The sequence below is a fragment of the Thermoanaerobacterium calidifontis genome (assembly GCF_055381745.1).
The window spans coordinates 158099-179399 of sequence record NZ_AP042436.1; the positions used below are offsets into that span (position 1 = coordinate 158099).

At 35.9% G+C, this 21301-nt stretch carries 20 protein-coding genes and 1 pseudogene; 18 read left to right on the forward strand and 3 right to left on the reverse strand.

Translation table 11 applies throughout. The features are described from left to right. Window positions 1–333: 333 nt before the first annotated feature. Entirely contained in the window at window positions 334–900 is a 567-nt protein-coding gene (locus ACZ42G_RS00860; RefSeq protein WP_085112480.1) for a hypothetical protein, read from the forward strand. Window positions 901–943: 43 nt separating this feature from the next. On the opposite strand, the gene ACZ42G_RS00865 is transcribed toward ACZ42G_RS00860, so the two are convergent. After that, a complete protein-coding gene (locus ACZ42G_RS00865) occupies window positions 944–1228 on the reverse strand; it encodes a nucleotidyltransferase domain-containing protein (protein ID WP_085112479.1) in 285 nt (94 codons plus the stop codon). Between the two features lie 71 nt (window positions 1229–1299). On the opposite strand from ACZ42G_RS00865, the gene ACZ42G_RS00870 reads away from it, so the two are divergent. From ACZ42G_RS00870 to ACZ42G_RS00880, 3 genes are read left to right on the forward strand one after another with little or no spacing between them, the layout of a single operon-like run. Next, window positions 1300–1953, forward strand: a complete 654-nt coding sequence (locus ACZ42G_RS00870; RefSeq protein WP_464851020.1) for a YhbD family protein — start codon at window positions 1300–1302, stop codon at window positions 1951–1953. Beyond that, window positions 1946–2629 (forward strand): polymer-forming cytoskeletal protein, encoded by a 684-nt coding sequence (locus tag ACZ42G_RS00875; protein ID WP_464851021.1) that lies wholly within the window; start codon window positions 1946–1948, stop codon window positions 2627–2629. Before ACZ42G_RS00870 ends, ACZ42G_RS00875 begins: the two co-directional genes overlap by 8 nt. Before the next feature lie 13 nt (window positions 2630–2642). Beyond that, window positions 2643–3392 (forward strand): hypothetical protein, encoded by a 750-nt coding sequence (locus ACZ42G_RS00880; protein ID WP_464851023.1) that lies wholly within the window; start codon window positions 2643–2645, stop codon window positions 3390–3392. A gap of 34 nt (window positions 3393–3426) precedes the next feature. On the opposite strand, the gene ACZ42G_RS00885 is transcribed toward ACZ42G_RS00880, so the two are convergent. Further along, the gene (locus ACZ42G_RS00885) at window positions 3427–3837 is read right to left on the reverse strand and encodes an Hsp20/alpha crystallin family protein (protein ID WP_085112475.1); all 411 of its coding nucleotides are present in this window, start codon (window positions 3835–3837) and stop codon (window positions 3427–3429) included. A gap of 120 nt (window positions 3838–3957) precedes the next feature. Between ACZ42G_RS00885 and ACZ42G_RS00890 the strand changes: the two genes are divergently transcribed. Then, window positions 3958–4905 carry a lysostaphin resistance A-like protein gene (locus ACZ42G_RS00890; RefSeq protein WP_464851024.1) on the forward strand — a complete coding sequence of 316 codons (948 nt, stop codon included), beginning with the start codon at window positions 3958–3960 and terminating at the stop codon, window positions 4903–4905. Between the two features lie 78 nt (window positions 4906–4983). Beyond that, complete coding sequence (locus tag ACZ42G_RS00895; RefSeq protein WP_464851025.1) at window positions 4984–5997, forward strand: LacI family DNA-binding transcriptional regulator; 1014 nt, start codon at window positions 4984–4986, stop codon at window positions 5995–5997. A 23-nt stretch (window positions 5998–6020) separates the two neighbouring features. On the opposite strand, the gene murC is transcribed toward ACZ42G_RS00895, so the two are convergent. Then, the gene (gene murC / locus ACZ42G_RS00900) at window positions 6021–7418 is read right to left on the reverse strand and encodes a UDP-N-acetylmuramate--L-alanine ligase (RefSeq protein ID WP_464852071.1); all 1398 of its coding nucleotides are present in this window, start codon (window positions 7416–7418) and stop codon (window positions 6021–6023) included. A 157-nt stretch (window positions 7419–7575) separates the two neighbouring features. Here murC and purR point away from each other — a divergent pair. The 12 genes and pseudogenes from purR (at window position 7576) to spoVT (ending at window position 21275) form a co-directional block, all read left to right on the forward strand. After that, window positions 7576–8438: pseudogene (purR, locus tag ACZ42G_RS00905) on the forward strand (pur operon repressor). 157 nt (window positions 8439–8595) lie between these two features. Beyond that, the gene (gene spoVG, locus ACZ42G_RS00910; RefSeq protein WP_013786966.1) at window positions 8596–8877 is read left to right on the forward strand and encodes a septation regulator SpoVG; all 282 of its coding nucleotides are present in this window, start codon (window positions 8596–8598) and stop codon (window positions 8875–8877) included. Window positions 8878–8986: 109 nt separating this feature from the next. Next, the gene (gene glmU, locus ACZ42G_RS00915; RefSeq protein WP_085112472.1) at window positions 8987–10360 is read left to right on the forward strand and encodes a bifunctional UDP-N-acetylglucosamine diphosphorylase/glucosamine-1-phosphate N-acetyltransferase GlmU; all 1374 of its coding nucleotides are present in this window, start codon (window positions 8987–8989) and stop codon (window positions 10358–10360) included. Continuing rightward, a complete protein-coding gene (locus tag ACZ42G_RS00920; protein WP_464851026.1) occupies window positions 10324–11313 on the forward strand; it encodes a ribose-phosphate diphosphokinase in 990 nt (329 codons plus the stop codon). The genes glmU and ACZ42G_RS00920 overlap by 37 nt, the downstream gene beginning before the upstream one ends. Before the next feature lie 90 nt (window positions 11314–11403). Beyond that, window positions 11404–12087: a response regulator gene (locus tag ACZ42G_RS00925; RefSeq protein WP_464851027.1), complete on the forward strand. Its 684-nt coding sequence runs from the start codon at window positions 11404–11406 to the stop codon at window positions 12085–12087. A gap of 1 nt (window position 12088) precedes the next feature. Continuing rightward, window positions 12089–13510, forward strand: a complete 1422-nt coding sequence (locus ACZ42G_RS00930) for an ATP-binding protein (RefSeq protein ID WP_464851029.1) — start codon at window positions 12089–12091, stop codon at window positions 13508–13510. Between the two features lie 238 nt (window positions 13511–13748). Continuing rightward, window positions 13749–15104, forward strand: coding sequence for a S1C family serine protease (locus ACZ42G_RS00935; protein WP_464851031.1), 1356 nt, complete (start codon window positions 13749–13751; stop codon window positions 15102–15104). Window positions 15105–15236: 132 nt separating this feature from the next. Continuing rightward, window positions 15237–15809: an aminoacyl-tRNA hydrolase gene (gene pth, locus ACZ42G_RS00940; RefSeq protein WP_464851033.1), complete on the forward strand. Its 573-nt coding sequence runs from the start codon at window positions 15237–15239 to the stop codon at window positions 15807–15809. A 32-nt stretch (window positions 15810–15841) separates the two neighbouring features. Next, window positions 15842–16165 carry a hypothetical protein gene (locus ACZ42G_RS00945; RefSeq protein WP_464851035.1) on the forward strand — a complete coding sequence of 108 codons (324 nt, stop codon included), beginning with the start codon at window positions 15842–15844 and terminating at the stop codon, window positions 16163–16165. 5 nt (window positions 16166–16170) lie between these two features. Further along, a complete protein-coding gene (gene mfd, locus ACZ42G_RS00950) occupies window positions 16171–19671 on the forward strand; it encodes a transcription-repair coupling factor (RefSeq protein WP_464852072.1) in 3501 nt (1166 codons plus the stop codon). 38 nt (window positions 19672–19709) lie between these two features. Continuing rightward, on the forward strand, window positions 19710–20624 hold the full coding sequence (locus tag ACZ42G_RS00955; protein WP_038069596.1) for a peptidylprolyl isomerase: 915 nt from the start codon (window positions 19710–19712) through the stop codon (window positions 20622–20624). A gap of 99 nt (window positions 20625–20723) precedes the next feature. Continuing rightward, the gene (gene spoVT / locus ACZ42G_RS00960; RefSeq protein WP_013786976.1) at window positions 20724–21275 is read left to right on the forward strand and encodes a stage V sporulation protein T; all 552 of its coding nucleotides are present in this window, start codon (window positions 20724–20726) and stop codon (window positions 21273–21275) included. The last annotated feature ends 26 nt before the right edge of the window (window positions 21276–21301 follow it).

Consider the following 21301-nt stretch of genomic DNA (forward strand, 5'->3'; position numbering starts at 1 on the left):
GTGCATATTTTATTAGTAATATTATAATTCTGTCTTTTTTCTTTTTATATCTTAATAATTTTATTGATGCGTTTGGAGAGATATATAAGAGATTTAATATATATCATACTATAACAATACAATATTATCATAATATCATATTTTATAGAATATTTGTAATATATCTAATTGGTATATCACATGTGCTATTGATTTTATATATTTCTAAATATATCAGTGAAGAAAAATCGACGAAATAACTTATAATGATACCAGAAAACTAGACAAACAAAAAACAAAAATTGTATTATATGTATTGAGAGAAACAATGTTTATAATGCTAGGTGGCATGATATGAAAACAAATGTATCTAAAAGAATAATAATTTCTCTTATTTGTGTAGTAACCATTTTATTTGTTGGCTGTTCTAAAAGCGGAATTAGTATGAACTATGTCAAAACTCCAGATAAAATTTATTTAACTGGAGATTTACATAGGCAGGAAATCATTGAATTAAATAAAAAATATGAAGAAACAAAGGATTATAATGAAAAACAAAAAATATTACAAGAAATTGCCCAGCTTGAGGTTAAATCTACAGTAATGATCGATGATAAAGTGTTTATTAATAAGTTTTTAAATTATATCCACAATTCAAAAGGAAAAGATGAAGATATAATTTTGGATAGGTCGAGTAAAGATTATTATTCAATGCAGTTTGCATATAATGGTTTAAAAACAATGGATGAAAATAAGCTGAAAGAAGGATATATGATAACAAATATTAATATTTACAATGGTTATGCGCTATTCCCTAAATATGACAAAACTTCAAACAACAATATAACTTTCATAAGTGTTAAATTAAGTGATAGTATGATGAATTATTTAAAAGATTATTACAAATCAAAAGCGAGATGATGAGTATGCCTTTATAAAATTTTAAAGTTTATTATTGCTTTCCTCATATAATAACACCATCCCGGTTAATATTATCTAATAACTTTTTGTCGGTATTATCATCTATAAAGACTATATCAAGTTTCAATAGAGTATTTATATCATCTAAATCGCAATAAATTGCGCCTTTATGTGAACCATCTTTGCAATATACGGCAATATCTATATCACTGGTCTTTCTATTATCTCCTCTTGATCTTGAACCATATATTACCATTTTATCAATATCATTATATTTTTCACCTATAAATTTAATTGAACATATTATGAAATGCACTACAATCGACATTTCGCTTAAAAATTTTATAAAACCTATTTACAACGTAACAGTGTTATGTTATACTATTCATGTGGAGGTGAATGTTAGTGGATAACAATGATTTAATATCGAAAAAAGAATTGCTTGAGATTACGGGTATTTCCTACGGGCAGCTTTACAGGTGGAAAAGAAAAAATCTTATTCCTGAGGAATGGTTTATAAGAAAGTCTACATTTACAGGACAAGAGACATTTTTCCCTAAAGCAAAAATTCTTGAAAGAGTAAATAAAATTCTAAGCATGAAAGATGACTTGTCATTGGACGACCTTGCAAATATGCTTTCGCCAAATCCGTCAGAGATTGTATTAAGCTTAGATGAGATAAAAAAACGCAACATTGTTTCGTCAATATCTTTGGAATTATATGTAAAGACGTTTGGAGAAGAAAAAGAGTTTTCATTTAACTCCATTCTATATATTTACATTGTTGATGAAATGATAATTGCAGGAGATATAAATCTTGAGGAAGGAAAAATCATTTTAGAAACTTTGAGAGAAAATTACAATAAATTCAATGGGAAGAATTGTGATCTATTATTTGTGAGAAAGTTTGGAGTATCTACATGTTTTTTGGTATCAAGTGGGTCTGAAGTTTATTTCGAGCCGGGCGCGAAAATCATTAAAAGGCTAAGTGTTGCGGGAATTATTGAAGAATTAAAAATAAAATTAGTAAATGGGGGCGAGCTTAATGAGTAGTGAAAACTTAAATGACTTAATCGGCAGTGGCGTAGGAGATTCTGCTGGTGGCAAGTATCGAAATGTCATAATAAGCGGTGTTATGGGAGTGAAAGGCAATGTAGAATGCACAGATTTTAAATGCAGTGGTGTTTCAAAAGTAGATGGCAGCATAAAAGCAGAAAGCATCCTTGTAAGTGGAGTCAATAATGTAAATGGCGATATTAAGTGCAAAGAATTAACCGTGGAGGGGTCATTGAATGTTGCTGGCAGTGTGAATGCCGAGAAAGTTCAGATATATGGTGTGCTCAAGGTAAATGACGACGTAAATTCAGAGATATTTATTTCACGAGGAGGATTTACCATAAATGGACTTTTAAATGCGGAAAATATAGATATAAACCTCTTTGTAAAATGTAAAGTGAAGGAAATCGGCGGTCAAAATATCAATGTTTGTAAAGACAATACAAATGGTATAAAATTCTTTGAAAAAATCCTTGAGACATTTTCAGCATCACAAAGATTGATTGTGGACACTGTTGAAGGCGATGATATTTATATAGAGTACACCAATGCAAAAATCGTAAGAGGTAAAAACGTCAAAATTGGCCCAGGTTCAAATGTTGATATTGTAGAATACGAGGATAAATTTGAAAAAGATTATAATGCGAACGTTAAGGAATTTAAAAAGGTGTAAAGGAGTGCTTATCATGGATTTTGAGAAAAGGCAAGATATAAAGATTATTGGTGATAATACATCTGCAGGCGGCTTATTTAATCATGTTTCGGTAGTAGGAAATGGGATTTTTAATAGCTCTGTTGACTGTGCATACATCAAAACTACCGGGGATTGTACAATAAATGGAGACTTAAAAACTGTCTCTGGGGTAGTTGCAGGAAGTATAGCTATAAAAGGCAGCTTATTTGCCCATATATTTAAGGTTGCAGGCAACATGACAGTAGATGGTGATACGTCTATTAAAAATTTAATAACGCACGGAAATACGACAATTAATGCAAATATTTCGTCTGAGAAAATAGATGCAAATGGCTATTTTACAGTAGAAGGAAATTGCAATTCTGAAATTTTCACATCAAATAGCATTGTCATGAAGTTAAATGGGCTCTTGAATGCTGATGACATAGACATCTATATCTATGGAAGTAATTTTGTTAAAGAAATTGGCGGAGAGAAAATCATGATAAAGCGAGGCTCTGAATCAATATTCACGAGGCTTAAGCTTATCAAATCGATGATTTATGATATGTGTAAAGGTAACCTTACAACAGATGTCATTGAAGGTGATGAAATATACCTGGAGTATACGACGGCGAAAGCTGTGAGAGGTAAGAATGTCACAATTGGGAGAGGGTGTAATATAGAGCTTGTAGAATATGTGGATAATTTCACTCAACACAATGATTCTGTTGTCAGAGAAAGCAAGAAGATAATATTATAGCCAAACACAGGTGTCCTGCGTCTGGCTTTATTTTTTATTGTATATCTATTTTTCTGCCCTTTGGTTTATCTGGATGCAATTTTGGCATTACGATGGTCAATATGCCGTTTTCAAATTTTGCAGTTGTTCTTTCTGAATCTACTTCGGCGGGAAGTCCTATTCTTCTTTCAAATGAGCCATAATACCTTTCGTTTAAATAGTAGCTCTGATTTTTTCTTTCGGATTCTTTTGAAGTCTGCCCCTTTATCTCAAGTATATCATCGTGAACGCTTATTTCTATGTCTTTTTTGTCAACACCAGGCAATTCGGCTGTCGCTGTAATTTCAGTTTCGGATTCTGTAATATCTATTCTGGGTCGAGCGAATATATTTGATAATGCAGGTAAGTTAAAGTCAAAATTAAAATCCGGCCACATGTCGTTGCCGCGCCATTTTATTAAGCTCATAAATGACACCTCCAATAATTTTTACAAAAATATTTTGTGAAAAATAGGTTTTTTTATTCTTACATTTTCAATATATGTATGGTAAAATCTATTGTAGACAAAATGAAAAGGAGTTTTGGTATGAGGCCGTCTGAAAAAGATGCTAATAAAATCTATCTGCTTATACTGATCCTATTTGTTTTTGTAGGTTCATACGTTCAGAGAAAATCATTGTATTTAGGGCTTGTTTTTACAGAGTTTGTTATCGTTTTGCTGCCTGTTGTACTTTTTCTGATTTTTAAAAGGTATGACGTAAAATACGTATTAAGATTAAATAAACTTAACTTAAATCATGTGTTTTTAATAATAGCTATAATGATATGCGGTATGTTTGTATCCAGCTTTTTTAGCATCTTGACAAATTACGTACTAAGTAAATTCGGTAAAATACCTATACCGCCTATAAATGCTGCCACCGACATTGGAGGATTGATAAAACAGATATTGATAATTTCAGGGACTGCAGCTTTATGCGAGGAGATACTTACAAGAGGGCTTATTTTGAGAAGTTATGAGATGAGAGGCTCTATAAAGGCTGTCGTCATATCAGGCACAATGTTTGCCGCATTGCATCTTAATGTGCAGAATTTTTTAAGTGTAGTCTTTTTAGGGTGCTTATTGGGATTTCTTGTTCAAAGGACTGATTCAATTTACGCTTCAATGTTAGGACATTTTACAAACAATACTATGGTACTTATATTGCAATATGCGTCAAATAAAGTTTCAAGTGCGGCAGGGCTTAAGCCTGGAACCATGGTAAAAATGAATATTCCATTTTTATCTGTAGTGGTGTATGGATTTATCGCTATAGCGGCAGGTACGATTCTTTACATGCTTCTTGAAAAACTCGTGAAAACTACAGATCCATACATTATTCACAGCACTACAACTTTAAAAGATGATTTTAAGATATTGCTTCAATGGCCTCTTTTCTTATCTTTATTGATTTTTTTAGCCATGATAGGTTTGGAGCTATTGGGAATATCGGGGTCTCAGTATTACGGAAAAATTGTCAAGTTTATCTATTGAGGCTTGTAAGTTGACAATAAATCTAAATTGGTATAAAATATAAGTAACTGCAATCGGTTTCACTAAGGTGGTGTTAAGATGAATGTAACAATAAAAGACGTTGCGCAAAGAGCACACGTTGCACCTTCGACTGTGTCAAGGGTTATTGCGGATAATCCAAGGATAAGCAAAGAGACGAAGGAAAGAGTTTTTAAGGCAATGGAAGAGTTGGGGTATTACCCTAATGCTATTGCAAGAAGTTTAGCCAGCAAGATGACTTACACTATAGGCCTTATAATGCCTCGTTCTGCAGAAGACGCGTTTTCCAATCCTTTCTTTCCTGAAGTCATGAGGGGCATAAGCGTCGTCGCCCATAACGAAAAGTACGATTTGCTTATATCGACATCAGGCAATGAAGAGGAAGAAAAACAGGCTGTCATAGATATGGTAAAAGGAAGAAGAGTTGATGGCATCGTGCTTCTTTGTTCAAGGACTACAGATGAGCTAATACCTTGGCTTAGAGAGGAGAAGTTTCCTTTTACTGTAATAGGAAAGCCTTTAGATTCTAAGGGCGTATGCTGGGTAGATAACGACAATATTGGAGCATCAAGGCTTGCTACCAATTATCTCATAAAACACGGTCACAGAGAGATAGCATTTATAAGCGGTTCACTGGAATTCGTAGTAAGTTTGGATAGACTTGATGGTTATAAGTTGGCATTAGAGGAGAATAATATTCCATTTGATAAAGAATTGGTTGCTCAAGATGAATTTTCAGAAGATGGCGGTTACAATGCCATGATGAGGATTTTGAAGCAAAAGAAACCTACTGCGGTTGTTGTGACAGACGATATAATGTCTTTTGGTGTCATAAGGGCAGCCATAGATTATGGGCTTAAAGTGCCGCAAGACGTATCCCTTATCGGGTTTAACAATATTCCTCTTTCTGCTTATGCAAATCCGCCCCTTACGACGATAGACATTTCCACTTTTGATTTAGGTGTGAAATCTGCAGAGCTGTTGCTTAAAAACATTAAAAATAAAGACTTTGTTGTAGATCACATAATTGTACCAGTAAAATTAATCGAAAGAAAGTCATGCATAAAAAAATAAATAGGCTAAATGCCTATTTATTTTTATGCGCCTATTGCCGCTTTTTTGTTGAAGTTTAAAAGCATGTTGCCTATCTCGTATACATCGCCTGCACCTATTGTTATTACAAGATCGCCATTTTTTATAGTGCCTTTGAGATAGTCTACTATGTCAGTGAATTCCTTTATGTAGTATACTTCATTTCCTCTATCTTTTATAAGGTTAGCCAGATCTTCTGCTCGTACTATTCCTGTGTCTTTTTCACGCGCAGCGTATATATCTGTTATTATAGTAATATCGGCATCGTCAAAAGAGGCAGCGAAGTCATTCAAAAGCGAATAAGTCCTCGTATATGTGTGAGGCTGAAATACGCATATTATTCTATTGTGAGGGTAATTTAATGCAGAAGACAATGTAGCTTTGATTTCTGTTGGATGGTGGGCATAGTCGTCGATTATTACTGCGCCATCGATTGTGCCTTTGAATTCAAATCTTCTGTGGGTGCCTTTAAACTTTTTTATGATATCTGGAGTCTTTTTTATGTCTACGCCTAAAAGGTGACATACTGACAGTGTTGCCAATGCGTTTAATATGTTGTGCTTCCCTACAATGGACAGCTCAAAGCGTTCTACAAATGTACCATCGTGGTACACATCAAATGAAGGAAATCCTTTTTCGTCAAATTTTATGTTTTTAGCATTCCATGTACAGTTGCTGTCGATTCCGAACGTGATGATATTGCGGTCTACATTTTTAAGCACGCTCATTGTATTAGGATCATCGCCACATGCCACTACAAATCCATCATTTGGGACGAGGTTTGCAAACTGCGTGAATGACTGCTTTATGTTGTCGATGTTTTTAAAGTAATCAAGGTGGTCTGAATCAACATTTAAAATGACCGCAATGTAAGGATAAAACTTTAAAAAACTGTCTGTGTATTCACACGCTTCTGTTATGAAGTATTCTGAATTGCCTACTCTTACATTTCCGCCGATTATGTCGACTTCACCGCCAACTAAGACCGTTGGATCGTAATTCATTTCTTTCAGCAAAACGGATATAAGCGAAGTTGTCGTGGTTTTGCCATGGCTTCCGGCAACTCCGACGCCGTACTTGTATTTTTTCATTATTTCACCTAAAAGCGTTGCCCTATCTATTGTAGGTATGTTAAGCTCTCTCGCTCTTATCATTTCAGGATTGTCTTCTTTTACTGCTGCTGTGTATACGACTAAGTCGGCTCCATCCACATTTGAAGCGCTATGGGGGATATTAATTATTGCACCTTCATTTCTTAATTTTTTTATTATATGAGAATCCTTTATGTCTGACCCTGTTACAATGTGTCCAGAATTTAGCATTATATGTGCAAGGCCGCTCATGCTTATGCCACCAATTCCTATGAAATGAACTCTTTTAAAATTTTCGATGTCTATTATCATTAATATAGCACCTCTTTCAAATTTTGTTATTATTATTGCCAAAAAACGGTCTCTTTATGAAGATAAAATACTATACAAAAAGATTATATCACATATTGCAAATTAATGAACTTTAAAATATAATGTTAATTAAAAGTTTGTCTTTGGAGGTTTTTCGATGAATTCATACAAAAGGTACGAGAGGATCAGTGTTATACTTAAGATATTGACCGAAAACCCCAATAAATTGTATAACTTGAATTATTTTATGGACTTATTTAATGTGGCAAAGTCCACTGCATCAGAAGACATGGATATACTACAAGGTATATTAGAAAAGTTCGGCTTAGGTAAGATAAAGACTGTTGCAGGGGCTGGCGGTGGTATAAAGTACATTCCTATAAATAATATAGATAATTATCGAGAATTTATGATAGATATATGCAATAAGCTTCAAGATCCAAAAAGGATTATTCCTGGAGGTTTTTTGTACACTGCCGACATCATTTATTCTCCACAGTACGCCAATAAGATAGGTGAAATTCTATCATATCCATTTCAAGACAAAGATGTAGATGCAGTTGTCACAGTTGAGACAAAAGGAATACCTATTGCCATCATGTGTGCCAAAGCATTAAATGTTCCATTAGTGATTATAAGGCAGGACAATAGAGTAACTGAAGGTTCATCTGTTTCGATAAACTACGTTTCAGGTTCGCAAAAGCAGATAAAAGCCATGTCCCTTTCAAGGAGATCTTTAGAGAGGAACTCAAAAGTTGTTTTGATAGATGATTTCATGAAAGCGGGCGGTACTATAAAAGGCATGATTGAGCTTATGAATGAGTTTGATGCAGAAGTAATAGGTGCTGGCGTCATGATATCTACAAAAGAGCCTGAGAACAAGGTTGTGAAAAACTATTTTTCTATATTTACGCTTGTAGACATGAATGAGGAGAAAGAAACTGTAAAGATGGAGATAAGCGATTGGTTAAAATAATGTATAATATGCATAATAATGGAAATAATAGTGTGGTGGCATAAAATGAATTTTTTTATCAAAATTTTTCTAAATTTTAATTTTTCATGGAGGAAATTTTGATTTAATGGCGAATAATATTAAGGTAAGAAATTTTATTTAATTTTTCTTATGCTAAAAGTCATAAATTATTGGCTTATATTGCAGGAAGGTGGTGAGCTTATGGAAATTACAGACGTTAGGGTGAGAAAAATAAACGAGGAAGGCAAAATGAGAGCTGTGGTTTCTGTAACCTTCGATAATGAATTTGTTGTTCATGATATAAAGGTTATTGAGGGACAGAATGGTTTGTTTATAGCTATGCCTAGCCGCAAGACACCCGAAGGAGAGTTTAAAGATATTGCACATCCAATAAATTCAGAGACAAGAGCAAAGATTCAATCTGCTATACTTAGCGAATACGAAAAAGCTAAAGAGCAGGACAAGCCGCAAGGACAGGAATAAAAAGGAGGTTTCTCCTTTTTATTTTTTTGTTGAACTTTGTCAAATTTATAGTTAAAATAGTATAGGAGTAAAGAGTTAAAATATTAAGAATGTATTAGAAGGTGTCGCGATGGATAATTTTGTTACGCTAATACTTGCTGCAGGACTTGGAAAGAGGATGAAATCAAAGCATCCAAAAGTGATTCACAAAGTCTGTGGAAGGTCTATGGTTGAGTGGGTTGTAAGGAGTGCCAAAGAAGCTGGTTCACAGGATGTAGTCGTGGTTTTAGGACACGGTGCTAATGAGGTAAAGAATGTATTGGGTGACAGCGTTAAATATGCGTATCAAGAAAAACAGCTTGGTACTGGACATGCTGTCATGGTTTCGAAAGACTTATTGCCTGATACGGGTAACATAATGATCTTGACTGGTGATACACCGCTTATAACGTCTGAGTCATTGAAGAAATTCTATGACTTCCATTTAAGAGAGCAAAATTCTATCACAATATTATCTTCTTTTTTTGACGTTCCAGATGGGTATGGGAGAATTGTACGGGATTCAAATGGCAATGTTTTAAAAATTGTTGAGGACAAAGATGCCAATGATGTAGAAAAAGGTATCCATGAGATAAATTCCGGAATGTACATTTTTAATTCTGACTATTTAAGGAAATCGCTTCAACATATAGGCAACAACAATGCACAAGGGGAATATTATCTGACGGATGCCATAGAGATAGTGATAAAATTAGGTGGAAAAGTTGGAGCATATCAGGCTCCAAATGAGGAGATAATGGGGGTCAATACAAGAGTACAGCTAAAAGACGCAGAAAAGGTCATGAGAAAAAGGATAAATGAAAGGCTTATGTTAGACGGTGTCACCATAATCGATCCTGATAGCACTTACATTGGACCTGATGTTGTTATAGGAATGGACACGATTATATATCCTGGCACTATGATAGAAGGCAAGACTACGATTGGAGAAGACTGCGAAATAGGACCTAATTCATACATCATCGATTCAGAAATAGGAAATGGCTGTAAAATAGTATTTTCTATGATCACCGAATCAAAACTTCACAACAATATAAAATTAGGACCGTTTGCTCAGATAAGGCCTGAAAGCGTAATACACGACAATGCTAAGCTTGGCAATTTCATAGAGATAAAGAAATCAGTCATAGGTGAAGGAACAAAAGTGCCTCATTTGACTTATATAGGTGATGCGGAAGTCGGGAAACGCGTTAACATGGGCTGTGGTTCTATAGTCGTCAATTACGATGGTAAAAACAAGCACAAGACCATCATAGGCGACGATGTTTTTGTTGGATGCAATGTAAACTTGGTATCGCCTCTTAAAGTCAATGACAAAGCTTTTATAGCTGCAGGCTCCACCATAACAGATGAAGTGCCAGAAGGAGCATTGGCAATAGCAAGATGTCGCCAGACCAACAAAGAAGGATGGGTAGAAGAAAGAAGAAAAAAAGGAGGACTATAGGAGTGGTAAGACACGGAGGAGCAATAAAGATTTTTAGTGGCAATTCAAACCCTGAATTGGCGAGGGAGATTGCCGAAAACTTAGGGCTTACATTAGGTGATTCAGAAGTTGGTACATTTAGCGATGGTGAGATAAGCGTAAGGATCAAAGAAAGCATAAGAGGTGCAAATGTATTTGTCGTTCAGTCTACATGTTCACCAGTAAATGATAACCTTATGGAACTTTTAATAATGATAGATGCATTTAAAAGGGCATCTGCAGGAGAGATAACTGCTGTCATACCTTATTACGGTTATGCAAGACAAGACAGGAAGTCTAAACCAAGAGATCCGATAACGGCTAAATTGGTAGCTGACCTTATTACAGTTGCAGGTGCCGACAGAGTTCTCACAATGGATCTCCACGCGGCACAGATTCAAGGATATTTCAATATACCGGTCGATCATCTTCTTGGCGGTCCAATACTGGCGAAATATTTCATGGAAAAGGATTTGGGCGGAGACGTAGTAGTTGTATCGCCAGATCACGGAAGTGTAGTAAGAGCAAGGAATTTTGCGGAAAAACTTAATGCGCCTATAGCCATAATAGATAAGAGAAGGCCAAAGGCTAATGTAGCAGAGATAATGAACCTCATCGGTGATGTAAGAGGGAAAATAGCCATATTGGTAGATGACCTTATTGATACAGCAGGGACGTTACAACAGGGAGCGCAAGCGCTTATTGACAATGGTGCAAAAGAGGTGTATGCGTGTGCTACGCACGGTGTTTTGTCAGGTCCTGCGATAGAAAGGTTGTTGGATTCTCCGATAAAAGAATTAGTCATAACAGATACTATCCCGCTTCCTGAGGAGAAGAAGATAAGCAAGATAAAGGTAAGGACTGTAGCTCCATTGTTGGCGGAAGCCATAATGCGAATATATGAAGGCATGTCTGTAAGCAAATTGTTTGTATAGGCACTAAGGTGCCTTTTTTTGTATGCACAATCCATCATTGCGGTTTTTAAATCAATTATGTATAATAGTCTTAAAAAGAGGGGTGTTTGTATGGGCGAAAACAAAAAAATATATATAGTTGACGATGATAGAAATATATGTGAGATAATTTCACTTTATCTTGAGAAGGAAGGCTTTGCAACATTAAAGATCAGTGACGGGCTTACAGCATTGGACAAAATAAAAGAAGAACTCCCCTTGCTTATTATACTTGATTTGATGCTTCCCGGCATTGATGGAATGACGTTGTGCAAAGAGGTTAGGAAATTTACAAATGTACCTATTATAATGCTTACAGCCAAAGGAGATACATTTGATAAGGTATTAGGGCTGGAGATAGGTGCCGACGATTACATCGTAAAGCCTTTTGATGGAAAAGAGTTAGTTGCTCGTGTCAAAGCTGTGCTGAGAAGGTATGAACATGAGGAAAATGATGGCGACAGTGTCACATACCCTGATCTTTCTATAAGTTTAAGCGAGTACAAGGTGAGATATAAAGGTGAAAATGTTGACCTTACGCCGAAGGAATTGGAGCTTTTTTACTTTTTGTGCACTCATCCCAACAAGGTTTTTACAAGAGATCAACTGTTAGAAAACGTGTGGGGATACGAGTACATGGGTGACAGCCGAACTGTCGATGTACACATAAAGCGTTTGAGAGAGAAAATAGGGGATGGTCCAAACTGGAAATTAACAACTGTATGGGGTGTGGGATATAAATTCGAGGTGAAATGATTTGAGCAGAAACAGGCTCTTTAGAAGGCTGCTTTTCACAAATATTGCAATAATTCTGCTTACGATGTCTATACTTTCTGTGCTTTTTTACATCATGTTTGAAAATTACTATTTTCGCGATAAAGAAAAGATAATGGTAGAAGAAGGAAAGCAGATAAACACCGTTTTGAACGATTACCTCATAGGGGACATAGACATTGACAGGCTTAATCAAGATTTGAATGTCATTGACAGGCTTATAAATGCATCGATATGGGTTGTAAGCACAGACGGACGCATATATATACAGTCGAAGAACTTTGAAAAGAATTGGACAGGTGTCACATTAAGCAAAGATGACATCAAAAGCATTTTAAAAGGTGAGACTATTGTAAGAAGGGGATATTTTGGCGGCAGATTTACGCAGCCTGTTTTGACTGTTGGTTTTCCGCTGGTACTGGCTGGGAAGATTCAAGGTGCCATATTCATGCATGCTCCTATTGTAGAGATGCAGAAAACCTTGATGGACATATTTTTCATAATGCTTTTAGCCATAGCCATATCCATAATAATAGCATTTATACTTATTTCTTATACATCAAAGAGAATCTCTAATCCTTTAAAAGAGATGAGCATTGCAACGGAAAAAATGGCAAAAGGAGATTTTTCAACAAAGATAAACGTTGTAGATGACGACGAAATAGGAGACTTGGCAAAGTCCTTCAACATAATGTCAAGTGAATTGGGAAGGATGGATAATGCCAGAAAAGAGTTTGTGGCTAATGTCTCACACGAGCTTCGCTCGCCTTTGTCAACCATTCAAGGCTATATAGATGGAGTCGTGGATGGGACTATACCTGCAGAGAAATCCAAATTTTATCTTGAGATAGCTCAAAAAGAGACGAGGCGCATGTCCAGATTAATATCTGAACTTTTGGATATAACGAAGATGGAATCAGGGGCTTTCCCTTTAAATATATCAGAATTTGATATAAACGAGCTTATAAGGCTGACCATAATAAAGATGGAAGCAAGGATAAGCGATAAGGATCTCATGGTTAAGGTGGACTTTGAAAGTGACAAAGAAATTGTAGAAGCAGATAAAGACAAGATAGAACAAGTGCTTACTAATTTGATAGATAATGCAATTAAATTTTCAAATCCTGGTGGTTATATACACATATCTACAGAAAAGGTGAAGGAAAAAGTCCATGTAAAAGTCCAAAATAAGGGCAAAACGATACCGCCTGATGAAATTGACCATATATGGGACAGGTTTTACAAAGTTGACAAGGCCAGAAGCGGCAGTCCTGGTGTCGGATTAGGGCTTTATATTGTAAGAAGCATCATAAATCTTCACAATGAGGATATATGGGTTGTAAGCAACGATGCAGACGGCACTACATTTACTTTTACATTGAGGGCGAAAAAAGTTAAGCAGTAAAATAAAATTTTTACAATTTGTTCATACTTTATTCATAAATTAAGGTTATAATAATAATCGAGAGAGAGAAAAGCCTCTCCTTGACCTCCCTTATTATAGCAGCTCGAGCCACCCCTCGGGCTGCATTTATTTTTCTTCTCATATAAAATTATTAAAAATAATTTACAATATGTTCACAGTTTATTAAAAATTCTAATTTATAATGTAATCATGAGAGATGATAAGGAGGATGATGAATATGGATTTTGAAAATGAACAAAACAAAAATATAGGCGAAAATGAAATAGATAATTTTAGAACTGACGATGCCTTAGGTTCTGATGACATAAAAGGCGAAAATATAGATGACACTCAGGAAATTCCAGCAACATATGGTGCTGAAGAAAGTGGAACCTATACGAATCCAAGAGTAGAATTTAGAAGCAACAAAAAAAGCTTAGGCAAGATGGTAAAAAGGTTTAGAAGAAGGATGCTGGTTTCATTTGTGGCTGTTGCATTGATTGCAGCACTTATAGGTGGCGGAACTGTGGCAGGAATCATGAAGTACACTAATTTGGGGCAACAGACACAGGTTATAAATAGGTACTTGCCACTTTCATCATCAGACAACAACAATTACAGCTTGATTGCCAATATAGCTAAAATTGTAAGTCCTTCCGTTGTTGGAATTGATACAAGCGTATCATATTCCAATGGATTTGGCAGCGCACTGGTGCCTGAAGGCAGTGGTTCAGGAATAATCATCGACTCACAAGGCTATATAGTGACAAACAACCATGTTGTGGATGGAGCTTCTAAGATAACCGTAAATTTATCTGATGGTAGGAAGTTCCCTGCACAGCTTATAGGAAAAGATTCAAAGACTGATTTGGCAGTATTGAAGATAAATGCTACAAATTTGATTCCGGCAAAATTAGGTGATTCGTCAAAGCTTGAAGTAGGAGATCTGGCAGTTGCCATAGGAAATCCTCTCGGCGAAAGCTTTGCAGGTACAGTTACAGCAGGCATAATAAGCGGTCTTAACAGAAATCTTCAAAGCGATTACGGACCAGTTAACCTCATTCAGACAGATGCGGCTATAAATCCTGGTAACAGCGGTGGACCTTTGGTCAACAGCAATGGTGAAGTTGTTGGGATAACAAGTGTGAAGTTGACATCAACAGGTGGTTCAGATACTCAAGATCCATTTGGAATGTTCCAAAGCCAAAGCACACCTGTTGAAGGAATGGGATTTGCGATTCCGATAAATGAAGCAAAACCTATAATAGATGACTTGATAAAACATGGATATGTAGAAAGACCAATGATGGGTGTAAGCGTACAGGAAGTAACCCAACAAGATGCAGCGCAGTACAATATACCGGTTGGACTTTATATAGCGCAAGTACAGCAAGGAAGCGGTGCTGATGAAGCTGGACTTCAAGCAGGAGATGTGATAACGGCAGTAGATGGAACAAAAGTACAGACTTTTGATGCACTACAAAGCATAATATCTAAGCATAAAGTTGGCGACACGATAACTGTTACATTCTGGAGAAATGGCAGGACCATGAGTACAAAAGTAAAGCTTATGAGCAGTTCAAATGCACAATAAAATGTAAATAACGCTAAATAGTTCTTTACCAGTCTCCTCCCGCTGGTAAGGAACTTTTTTATTATTGAACTTGAACTTTTTTTCACAGTTTTTTGTGATATAATAAAAAATAGCATGACTGGAGGGGTTATAATGTACATTGTTGTAGGACTTGGGAATCCCGGGAAAGAGTATGAAAAAACGAGACACAATGTAGGTTTCGAAGTGATAGACAGTCTTTCTAAAAAATTAGATATAGCTGTAAAAAAAATTAAGTTCAAATCATTAATCGGTGAAGGACTTTATAAAGGAGAAAAAATAGTGCTGCAAAAGCCTCAGACATTTATGAATTCCAGTGGTGAGGCTGTTTACGATATAGTTGATTTTTACAAATTGCCACTTTCTAATTTGATTGTAGTATATGATGATAAGGACTTGGATGTGGGTAAAATAAGAGTGAGGAAGAAAGGCAGTGCAGGTGGGCATAATGGAATGAAATCGATTATATATATATTAAATAGCGAGGACTTTCCAAGAGTGCGATTAGGCATAGGAAAGCCAAAAGGCGACATGATAGAGCATGTTTTAGGTAGATTTGAGGAAAGTGATATGGATATAGTTGAAAATTCTATCGATAATGCGGCAAAGGCCGTTTTGGATATAATAGAGAATGGAGTTGAACATGCCATGAATTTGTACAATGGCAACAATATATGTTTATCGTAGGTGGTTTTATAAGCGCAATTTTGTCCTACTTTTTGAATAAACTTGTTGTGGATATGTACGGTGACAAAGCTGTAATATACGGCGTGCCGCTTATTGAAGAATCGTCAAAAACTGCTATTGGATACATCTTTGGCAGTGTTATTGGCGTACATTTCGTGTTTGGGGTTGTAGAAGCCTTTAAGGATTTTGTTGAGTCACCAAAAGAAATAAATTTTAAGGCATCAGTTTTAAGCATTGCCACACACCTTGTTTTTGGAGTTGTTGCTTTTTACGTTTTAAGACAGATAAATATATATGCTGCTATTTTTATGACAGCCGTCATTCATGGGTGCTGGAATTGGATTATGTTGAGGTGATTGCATTGTTTATAAAGCCAATAGAAAATTTAAGAGAGGTTGGGGAAATAAATGAGGCTCTTACAGACGAGAGACTCCCGCTTTTAATATACGGTCTAACTGATTCTCAAAAAGCACATATTGCTCATTACATTGTAAAGAAGCTTGGGAAAAAAGTGCTTTTTATAACATACAATGATGTGGAAGCCAAGTTGATGCATGAAGATTTAAGTTCACTGTTAAATGGCGATGCATATTTGATTCCATCAAGAGATGCACTTTTTTACAAAGTGGATGCATCCAGTTTAGACATAACCGGCAAAAAACTTGCTGCTATCAGGAAAATTCTTGATGATAAGCCCTATGCATTTGTCGCTTCAATAGACGGCGTTTTAAACAAAGTTGCTCCTAAAGATGTGTTTTTAAAGTATAAAAGGAAATACAAAATTGGAGATACGGTTGATTTAAATGAGCTTTCATCGTTTTTTGTCACCATGGGATATGAAAGAGTGCCTATGGTGGAGGGCAAAGGGCAGTTTAGCATACGTGGCGGTATAATTGATTTTTTCTCGCCTATGGAAGAAGAAGGTTTTAGAATAGAGCTTTTTGATGATGAAATTGATTCCATAAGAAGCTTTGATACATTAACGCAAAGGTCTTTGGACAATGTAGACGAAGTTGAATTATTTCCTGCAAGAGAGTTTGTTCTGGAAGATGAGAACATTAAAAAAGGGCTTTCTAATTTAAGCAAGAGGGTGAATTCCTACATTTCAAAAATAAAAGAGACACAAAGCGGCAGAGCAGAAAAGATTAAGAAAAAGTTTGACGAAATAATGGAGAATATCTCTGAAACCAGAAATATAACAAATATAGGAGAATTGATAGGCTTTTTTTACGACAATCTTTATTCTATTGTTGATTATTTTGATGATGCTTTTATAATAGTAGATGAGAATTTGAGGGTGAAAGAAAGGGCCTCAAACATCGTTAAGGAGTTTAATGAGAATTTTAAGTCGTTGCTTTTATCCGGAGAAGCCATACCTGATCAGTCGAACCTTTTGTTTGGTTATGACGACATTTTAAAGAAGCTTTCGGATAAATCGCTGATTTTGATGAACACAATTGTAAAGTCTGATGAAAATATACAAGTAAAAAAAATCGTTAATTTTGTATCAAGGACGATGCATTCTTTTCATGGAAAATTGGATCTTTTGGCAGATGATCTTAAGTTCTATAAAAGTTCTGGATATAAAGTTGTCATGCTTTCCAGCAATTTAGAGAGAGGAAAACTATTGAGAAATTCCCTTATAGGATATGGATTAGAAGTTCCTATTATAGAAGACGAAGAGTACGACATACCAGAAGGCGGTGTGTTAATTTATCCAGGCACAATAAGCAAAGGATTTGAGTACGTAGATGCCAAGTTTGCCCTTATAAGCGATGTCGAGATTTTTGGCCAATCGAGGAGGTCGAAAAAATCACTTAAAGTTAAAAACAGTGGAAGGATTAAGAATTTTACAGAACTCACTGTTGGTTCATACGTTGTCCATGTAAATTATGGTATAGGCAAATATGAAGGAATCGAGAAAATAACTGTTGATGGTGTTACGAAAGATTACCTTAAGATAAAATACGCTGGCGATGACAAGTTGTTTGTGCCTGTTGAACAGTTGGATTTGGTGCAAAAATACATAGGTCCAGAAGACAAACCGCCAAAACTAAATAAGTTAGGCAGCAGCGATTGGTCTAAGCTTAAGAAAAGGGCTAAAAAGGCCGTTGAAGATATAGCGAAGGACTTGATTAAGCTGTATGCAAAAAGGCAGACAATGAAGGGATATGCTTTTTCTAAGGATACGCCGTGGCAAAAAGACTTCGAAGAAAGGTTTCCGTACGAGGAGACGGAAGATCAGCTTAGGTGCATAGAAGAAATAAAAAAAGACATGGAAAGCGATAAACCCATGGACAGATTGCTTTGCGGTGATGTAGGATATGGAAAGACAGAAGTAGCACTTAGAGCCGCATTTAAAGCTGTTGCAGATGGCAAGCAGGTGGCCTTTTTGTGCCCGACTACGATATTAGCCGAACAGCACTACAATAATTTTGTGCAAAGGTTTAAAGATTTTCCAGTCAAGATCGAGATGCTTTCGCGTTTTAGAAGCAATAAGGAGCAATCGCAAATAATTAAAATGGTAGCTGATGGTACTGTAGATATTCTGGTGGGGACACATAAGATTTTGCAAAACGATGTGAAGTTTAAAGACCTGGGTCTTTTAATCATAGATGAGGAGCAAAGATTTGGTGTAAAGCATAAGGAGAAGATTAAAAAACTGAAGGAAAACATCGATGTGTTGTCTCTTTCTGCAACGCCTATTCCAAGGACGCTTCACATGTCCCTTGTAGGTATAAGGGATATGAGCGTATTGGAGAATCCTCCTGAAGATAGGTATCCAGTTCAAACGTACGTGGTGGAATTTAATGAAGATCTCATAAGAGATGCGATTTTAAGAGAGCTGGGACGTGGAGGACAAGTTTACTTTGTCTACAACAGAATTGATGGCATAGAAAGAATGGCTTCGATTTTAAAAGAGTTGGTGCCTGAAGCACGTATTGCTGTTGCACATGGTCAGATGGATGAAGGAAGACTGGAAGATATCATGATAGGATTCTTAAACAGGGAATATGACATATTAGTTTGTACTACGATAATTGAAACGGGCTTGGACATACCAAATGTAAATACCATAATAGTGTATGACTCAGATAAGATGGGGCTTTCTCAATTGTACCAATTAAGAGGAAGAGTCGGAAGATCTAATAGATTGGCTTATGCGTATTTTACTTACAGGAAAGATAAGGTTATTACAGAAGTTGCAGAAAAAAGGCTTGAAGCAATAAAGGAGTTTACTGAATTTGGTTCCGGGTTTAAAATCGCCATGAGGGATTTAGAGATAAGAGGTGCTGGTAATCTTTTAGGAGCTGAGCAACACGGTCATATAGATGCTGTAGGGTATGATATGTACTTGAGGCTTCTCGACGAGGCGATCAAAAACTTAAAAGGAATATCTGAAGAAGACAAGCCTAATACAGCAATCGACATTAAAGTTAGCGCTTATATAGATAAAGAGTACATTGAAGATGAAAATCAAAGGCTTGAAATGTATAAAAAGATTTCTTCCATCGAAAATGAAAAAGATGTTGAAGACATAAAGGATGAGCTTATAGACAGGTTTAAAGAGTACCCAAAAGCTGTAGAAGCTCTCATCGATGTGGCTTATTTAAAAGCGCTGGCAAGAGATGCAAATATATTGGAAATTACTGAAAGAGGTAATTCTATAATCTTGAAGTTTAAGGACAACAAGTCCATAAATTCAAGAATAGTTGATGCCTTAGTCAATGAATTTAAAGGTAAAATAATGTTTTCGGGCCAAATTCCACCATACATCACTTATAAGTACGGCAAAAAGGAAGACTTATTGAAGGAATTGATCAATTTGGTCAGCAAGATTAAATGTTTGCAGATAAATTAAAACTGATATATAATGAGTATATAAACAGTAATGAAAGGATGAATGCATTGAAGCTTAAAAGATTAGGAGCAATTTTAGCATTGACGCTTGCGCTTACTACACTGACTTCTTGTGGCGTAAATAAAAACATCGTTGCAAAAGTAGATGGACAAGACATAACGCTAAAAGAATATCAGGATTCGTTTAATCAGGTTAAAGCACAGATAGAAAGCGATCCGCAGTACACCAAAGACATCTGGAATCAAAACTACAATGAGCAAAAGTTTATTGACGTAGTTGAGAATTCTGTCTTAGATAATCTGATCCTTGAGAAGCTTCTTCTAAAAGAAGCTGAAAAAGAGAAGTTTACAGCGACAGACAAAGAAATAACCGATGAATACAATGCGGAAAAAGCTACAAACAGCAAAGTCACCAAAGAGATGGCGAAAGACAACGTCCTTATAAACAAGCTTGTAGATAGCTGGACGAAGAATGTAAAAGTCACTGACAGTGAAGCTTTAAAATATTATAACGACAATAAAAGTCAGTTTGAGGTGGTTAAGGCCAGCCACATATTAGTTTCTGACGAAAAGACTGCCAATGAAATATACGATAAGCTTATGAAGGGTGCTAACTTTGCGGATCTTGCAAAGCAATATTCGATAGATACGTCTACAAAGGACAATGGCGGTGAACTTGGAGAGTTTACAAGAGGCACAATGGTGCAAGAATTTGAAGATGCTGCATTTGCCCTAAAGCCTGGAGAGATATCAAAGCCTGTCAAGACACAGTACGGATACCACATAATTAAATCAGAAGCAAAATACACAAAGTCTTTTGATGAAGCAAAAAGCAGCATAATATCCTACTTGGAAAGCAACAAAAAGCAAGACATATTTAATCAAAAATCAGAAGCTTTAAAGAAAGCAGCTAAAATCGAGAAATTTCCGCAAAACATAAAAGTAACGATATAAAAGACACTTAAAAGAAGTGTCTTTTTTTATGTATAAAATAATGGAAATGCATAAATACTAATCTTGAACTTAAAATTTCAGGAAATGGAGGTACATAATTTGAAAGCGACTGGAATTGTTAGAAGAATAGATGACCTTGGAAGAGTTGTAATTCCAAAGGAAATAAGAAGGACATTGAGGATTAGAGAAGGTGATCCTTTAGAGATTTTTACTGACAGAGAAGGTGAAATAATATTAAAGAAGTACTCTCCTATAAGTGAACTTGGAGATTTTGCACAAGAATACGCAGACAGCATATATCAATCAACAAAACAACCTGTTTGCATAACAGATGGCGACAACGTCATTGCTGTGGCAGGTATGCCTAAGAAGGAATTGATTGACAAACCGATAAGTCCAGAGTTGGAAAAGTACATGGAGGAAAAAAGGACTGTCATACTTGGCGAAGGAAAGGACAAAGGCACTATTGCAATAGCAGAAGGACAGGAATTTATGCCTGTATCACAGGTTATAGTTCCGATTATTTCACGGGGTGATACGATTGGAACTGTAATAATCTTTACGAGAGAAAGTGGCGTCGTCCTTACCGATGTTGAGGCCAAGATAGCTGAGACAGCCGCCACATTCTTAGGAAAACAAATGGAAGAATAATATATAGCAAGTATATAGAACCCTGC

Bases quoted from the DNA above. Each gene is read 5' to 3' on its own strand.
- ACZ42G_RS00860 (WP_085112480.1), top strand. From the start codon at position 334: ATGAAAACAAATGTATCTAAAAGAATAATAATTTCTCTTATTTGTGTA.
- ACZ42G_RS00865 (WP_085112479.1), bottom strand. From the start codon at position 1,228: ATGTCGATTGTAGTGCATTTCATAATATGTTCAATTAAATTTATAGGT.
- ACZ42G_RS00870 (WP_464851020.1), top strand. From the start codon at position 1,300: ATGTTAGTGGATAACAATGATTTAATATCGAAAAAAGAATTGCTTGAG.
- ACZ42G_RS00875 (WP_464851021.1), top strand. From the start codon at position 1,946: ATGAGTAGTGAAAACTTAAATGACTTAATCGGCAGTGGCGTAGGAGAT.
- ACZ42G_RS00880 (WP_464851023.1), top strand. From the start codon at position 2,643: ATGGATTTTGAGAAAAGGCAAGATATAAAGATTATTGGTGATAATACA.
- ACZ42G_RS00885 (WP_085112475.1), bottom strand. From the start codon at position 3,837: ATGAGCTTAATAAAATGGCGCGGCAACGACATGTGGCCGGATTTTAAT.
- ACZ42G_RS00890 (WP_464851024.1), top strand. From the start codon at position 3,958: ATGAGGCCGTCTGAAAAAGATGCTAATAAAATCTATCTGCTTATACTG.
- ACZ42G_RS00895 (WP_464851025.1), top strand. From the start codon at position 4,984: ATGAATGTAACAATAAAAGACGTTGCGCAAAGAGCACACGTTGCACCT.
- murC (WP_464852071.1), bottom strand. From the start codon at position 7,418: ATGATAATAGACATCGAAAATTTTAAAAGAGTTCATTTCATAGGAATT.
- spoVG (WP_013786966.1), top strand. From the start codon at position 8,596: ATGGAAATTACAGACGTTAGGGTGAGAAAAATAAACGAGGAAGGCAAA.
- glmU (WP_085112472.1), top strand. From the start codon at position 8,987: ATGGATAATTTTGTTACGCTAATACTTGCTGCAGGACTTGGAAAGAGG.
- ACZ42G_RS00920 (WP_464851026.1), top strand. From the start codon at position 10,324: ATGGGTAGAAGAAAGAAGAAAAAAAGGAGGACTATAGGAGTGGTAAGA.
- ACZ42G_RS00925 (WP_464851027.1), top strand. From the start codon at position 11,404: ATGGGCGAAAACAAAAAAATATATATAGTTGACGATGATAGAAATATA.
- ACZ42G_RS00935 (WP_464851031.1), top strand. From the start codon at position 13,749: ATGGATTTTGAAAATGAACAAAACAAAAATATAGGCGAAAATGAAATA.
- pth (WP_464851033.1), top strand. From the start codon at position 15,237: ATGTACATTGTTGTAGGACTTGGGAATCCCGGGAAAGAGTATGAAAAA.
- ACZ42G_RS00955 (WP_038069596.1), top strand. From the start codon at position 19,710: ATGAATGCATTGAAGCTTAAAAGATTAGGAGCAATTTTAGCATTGACG.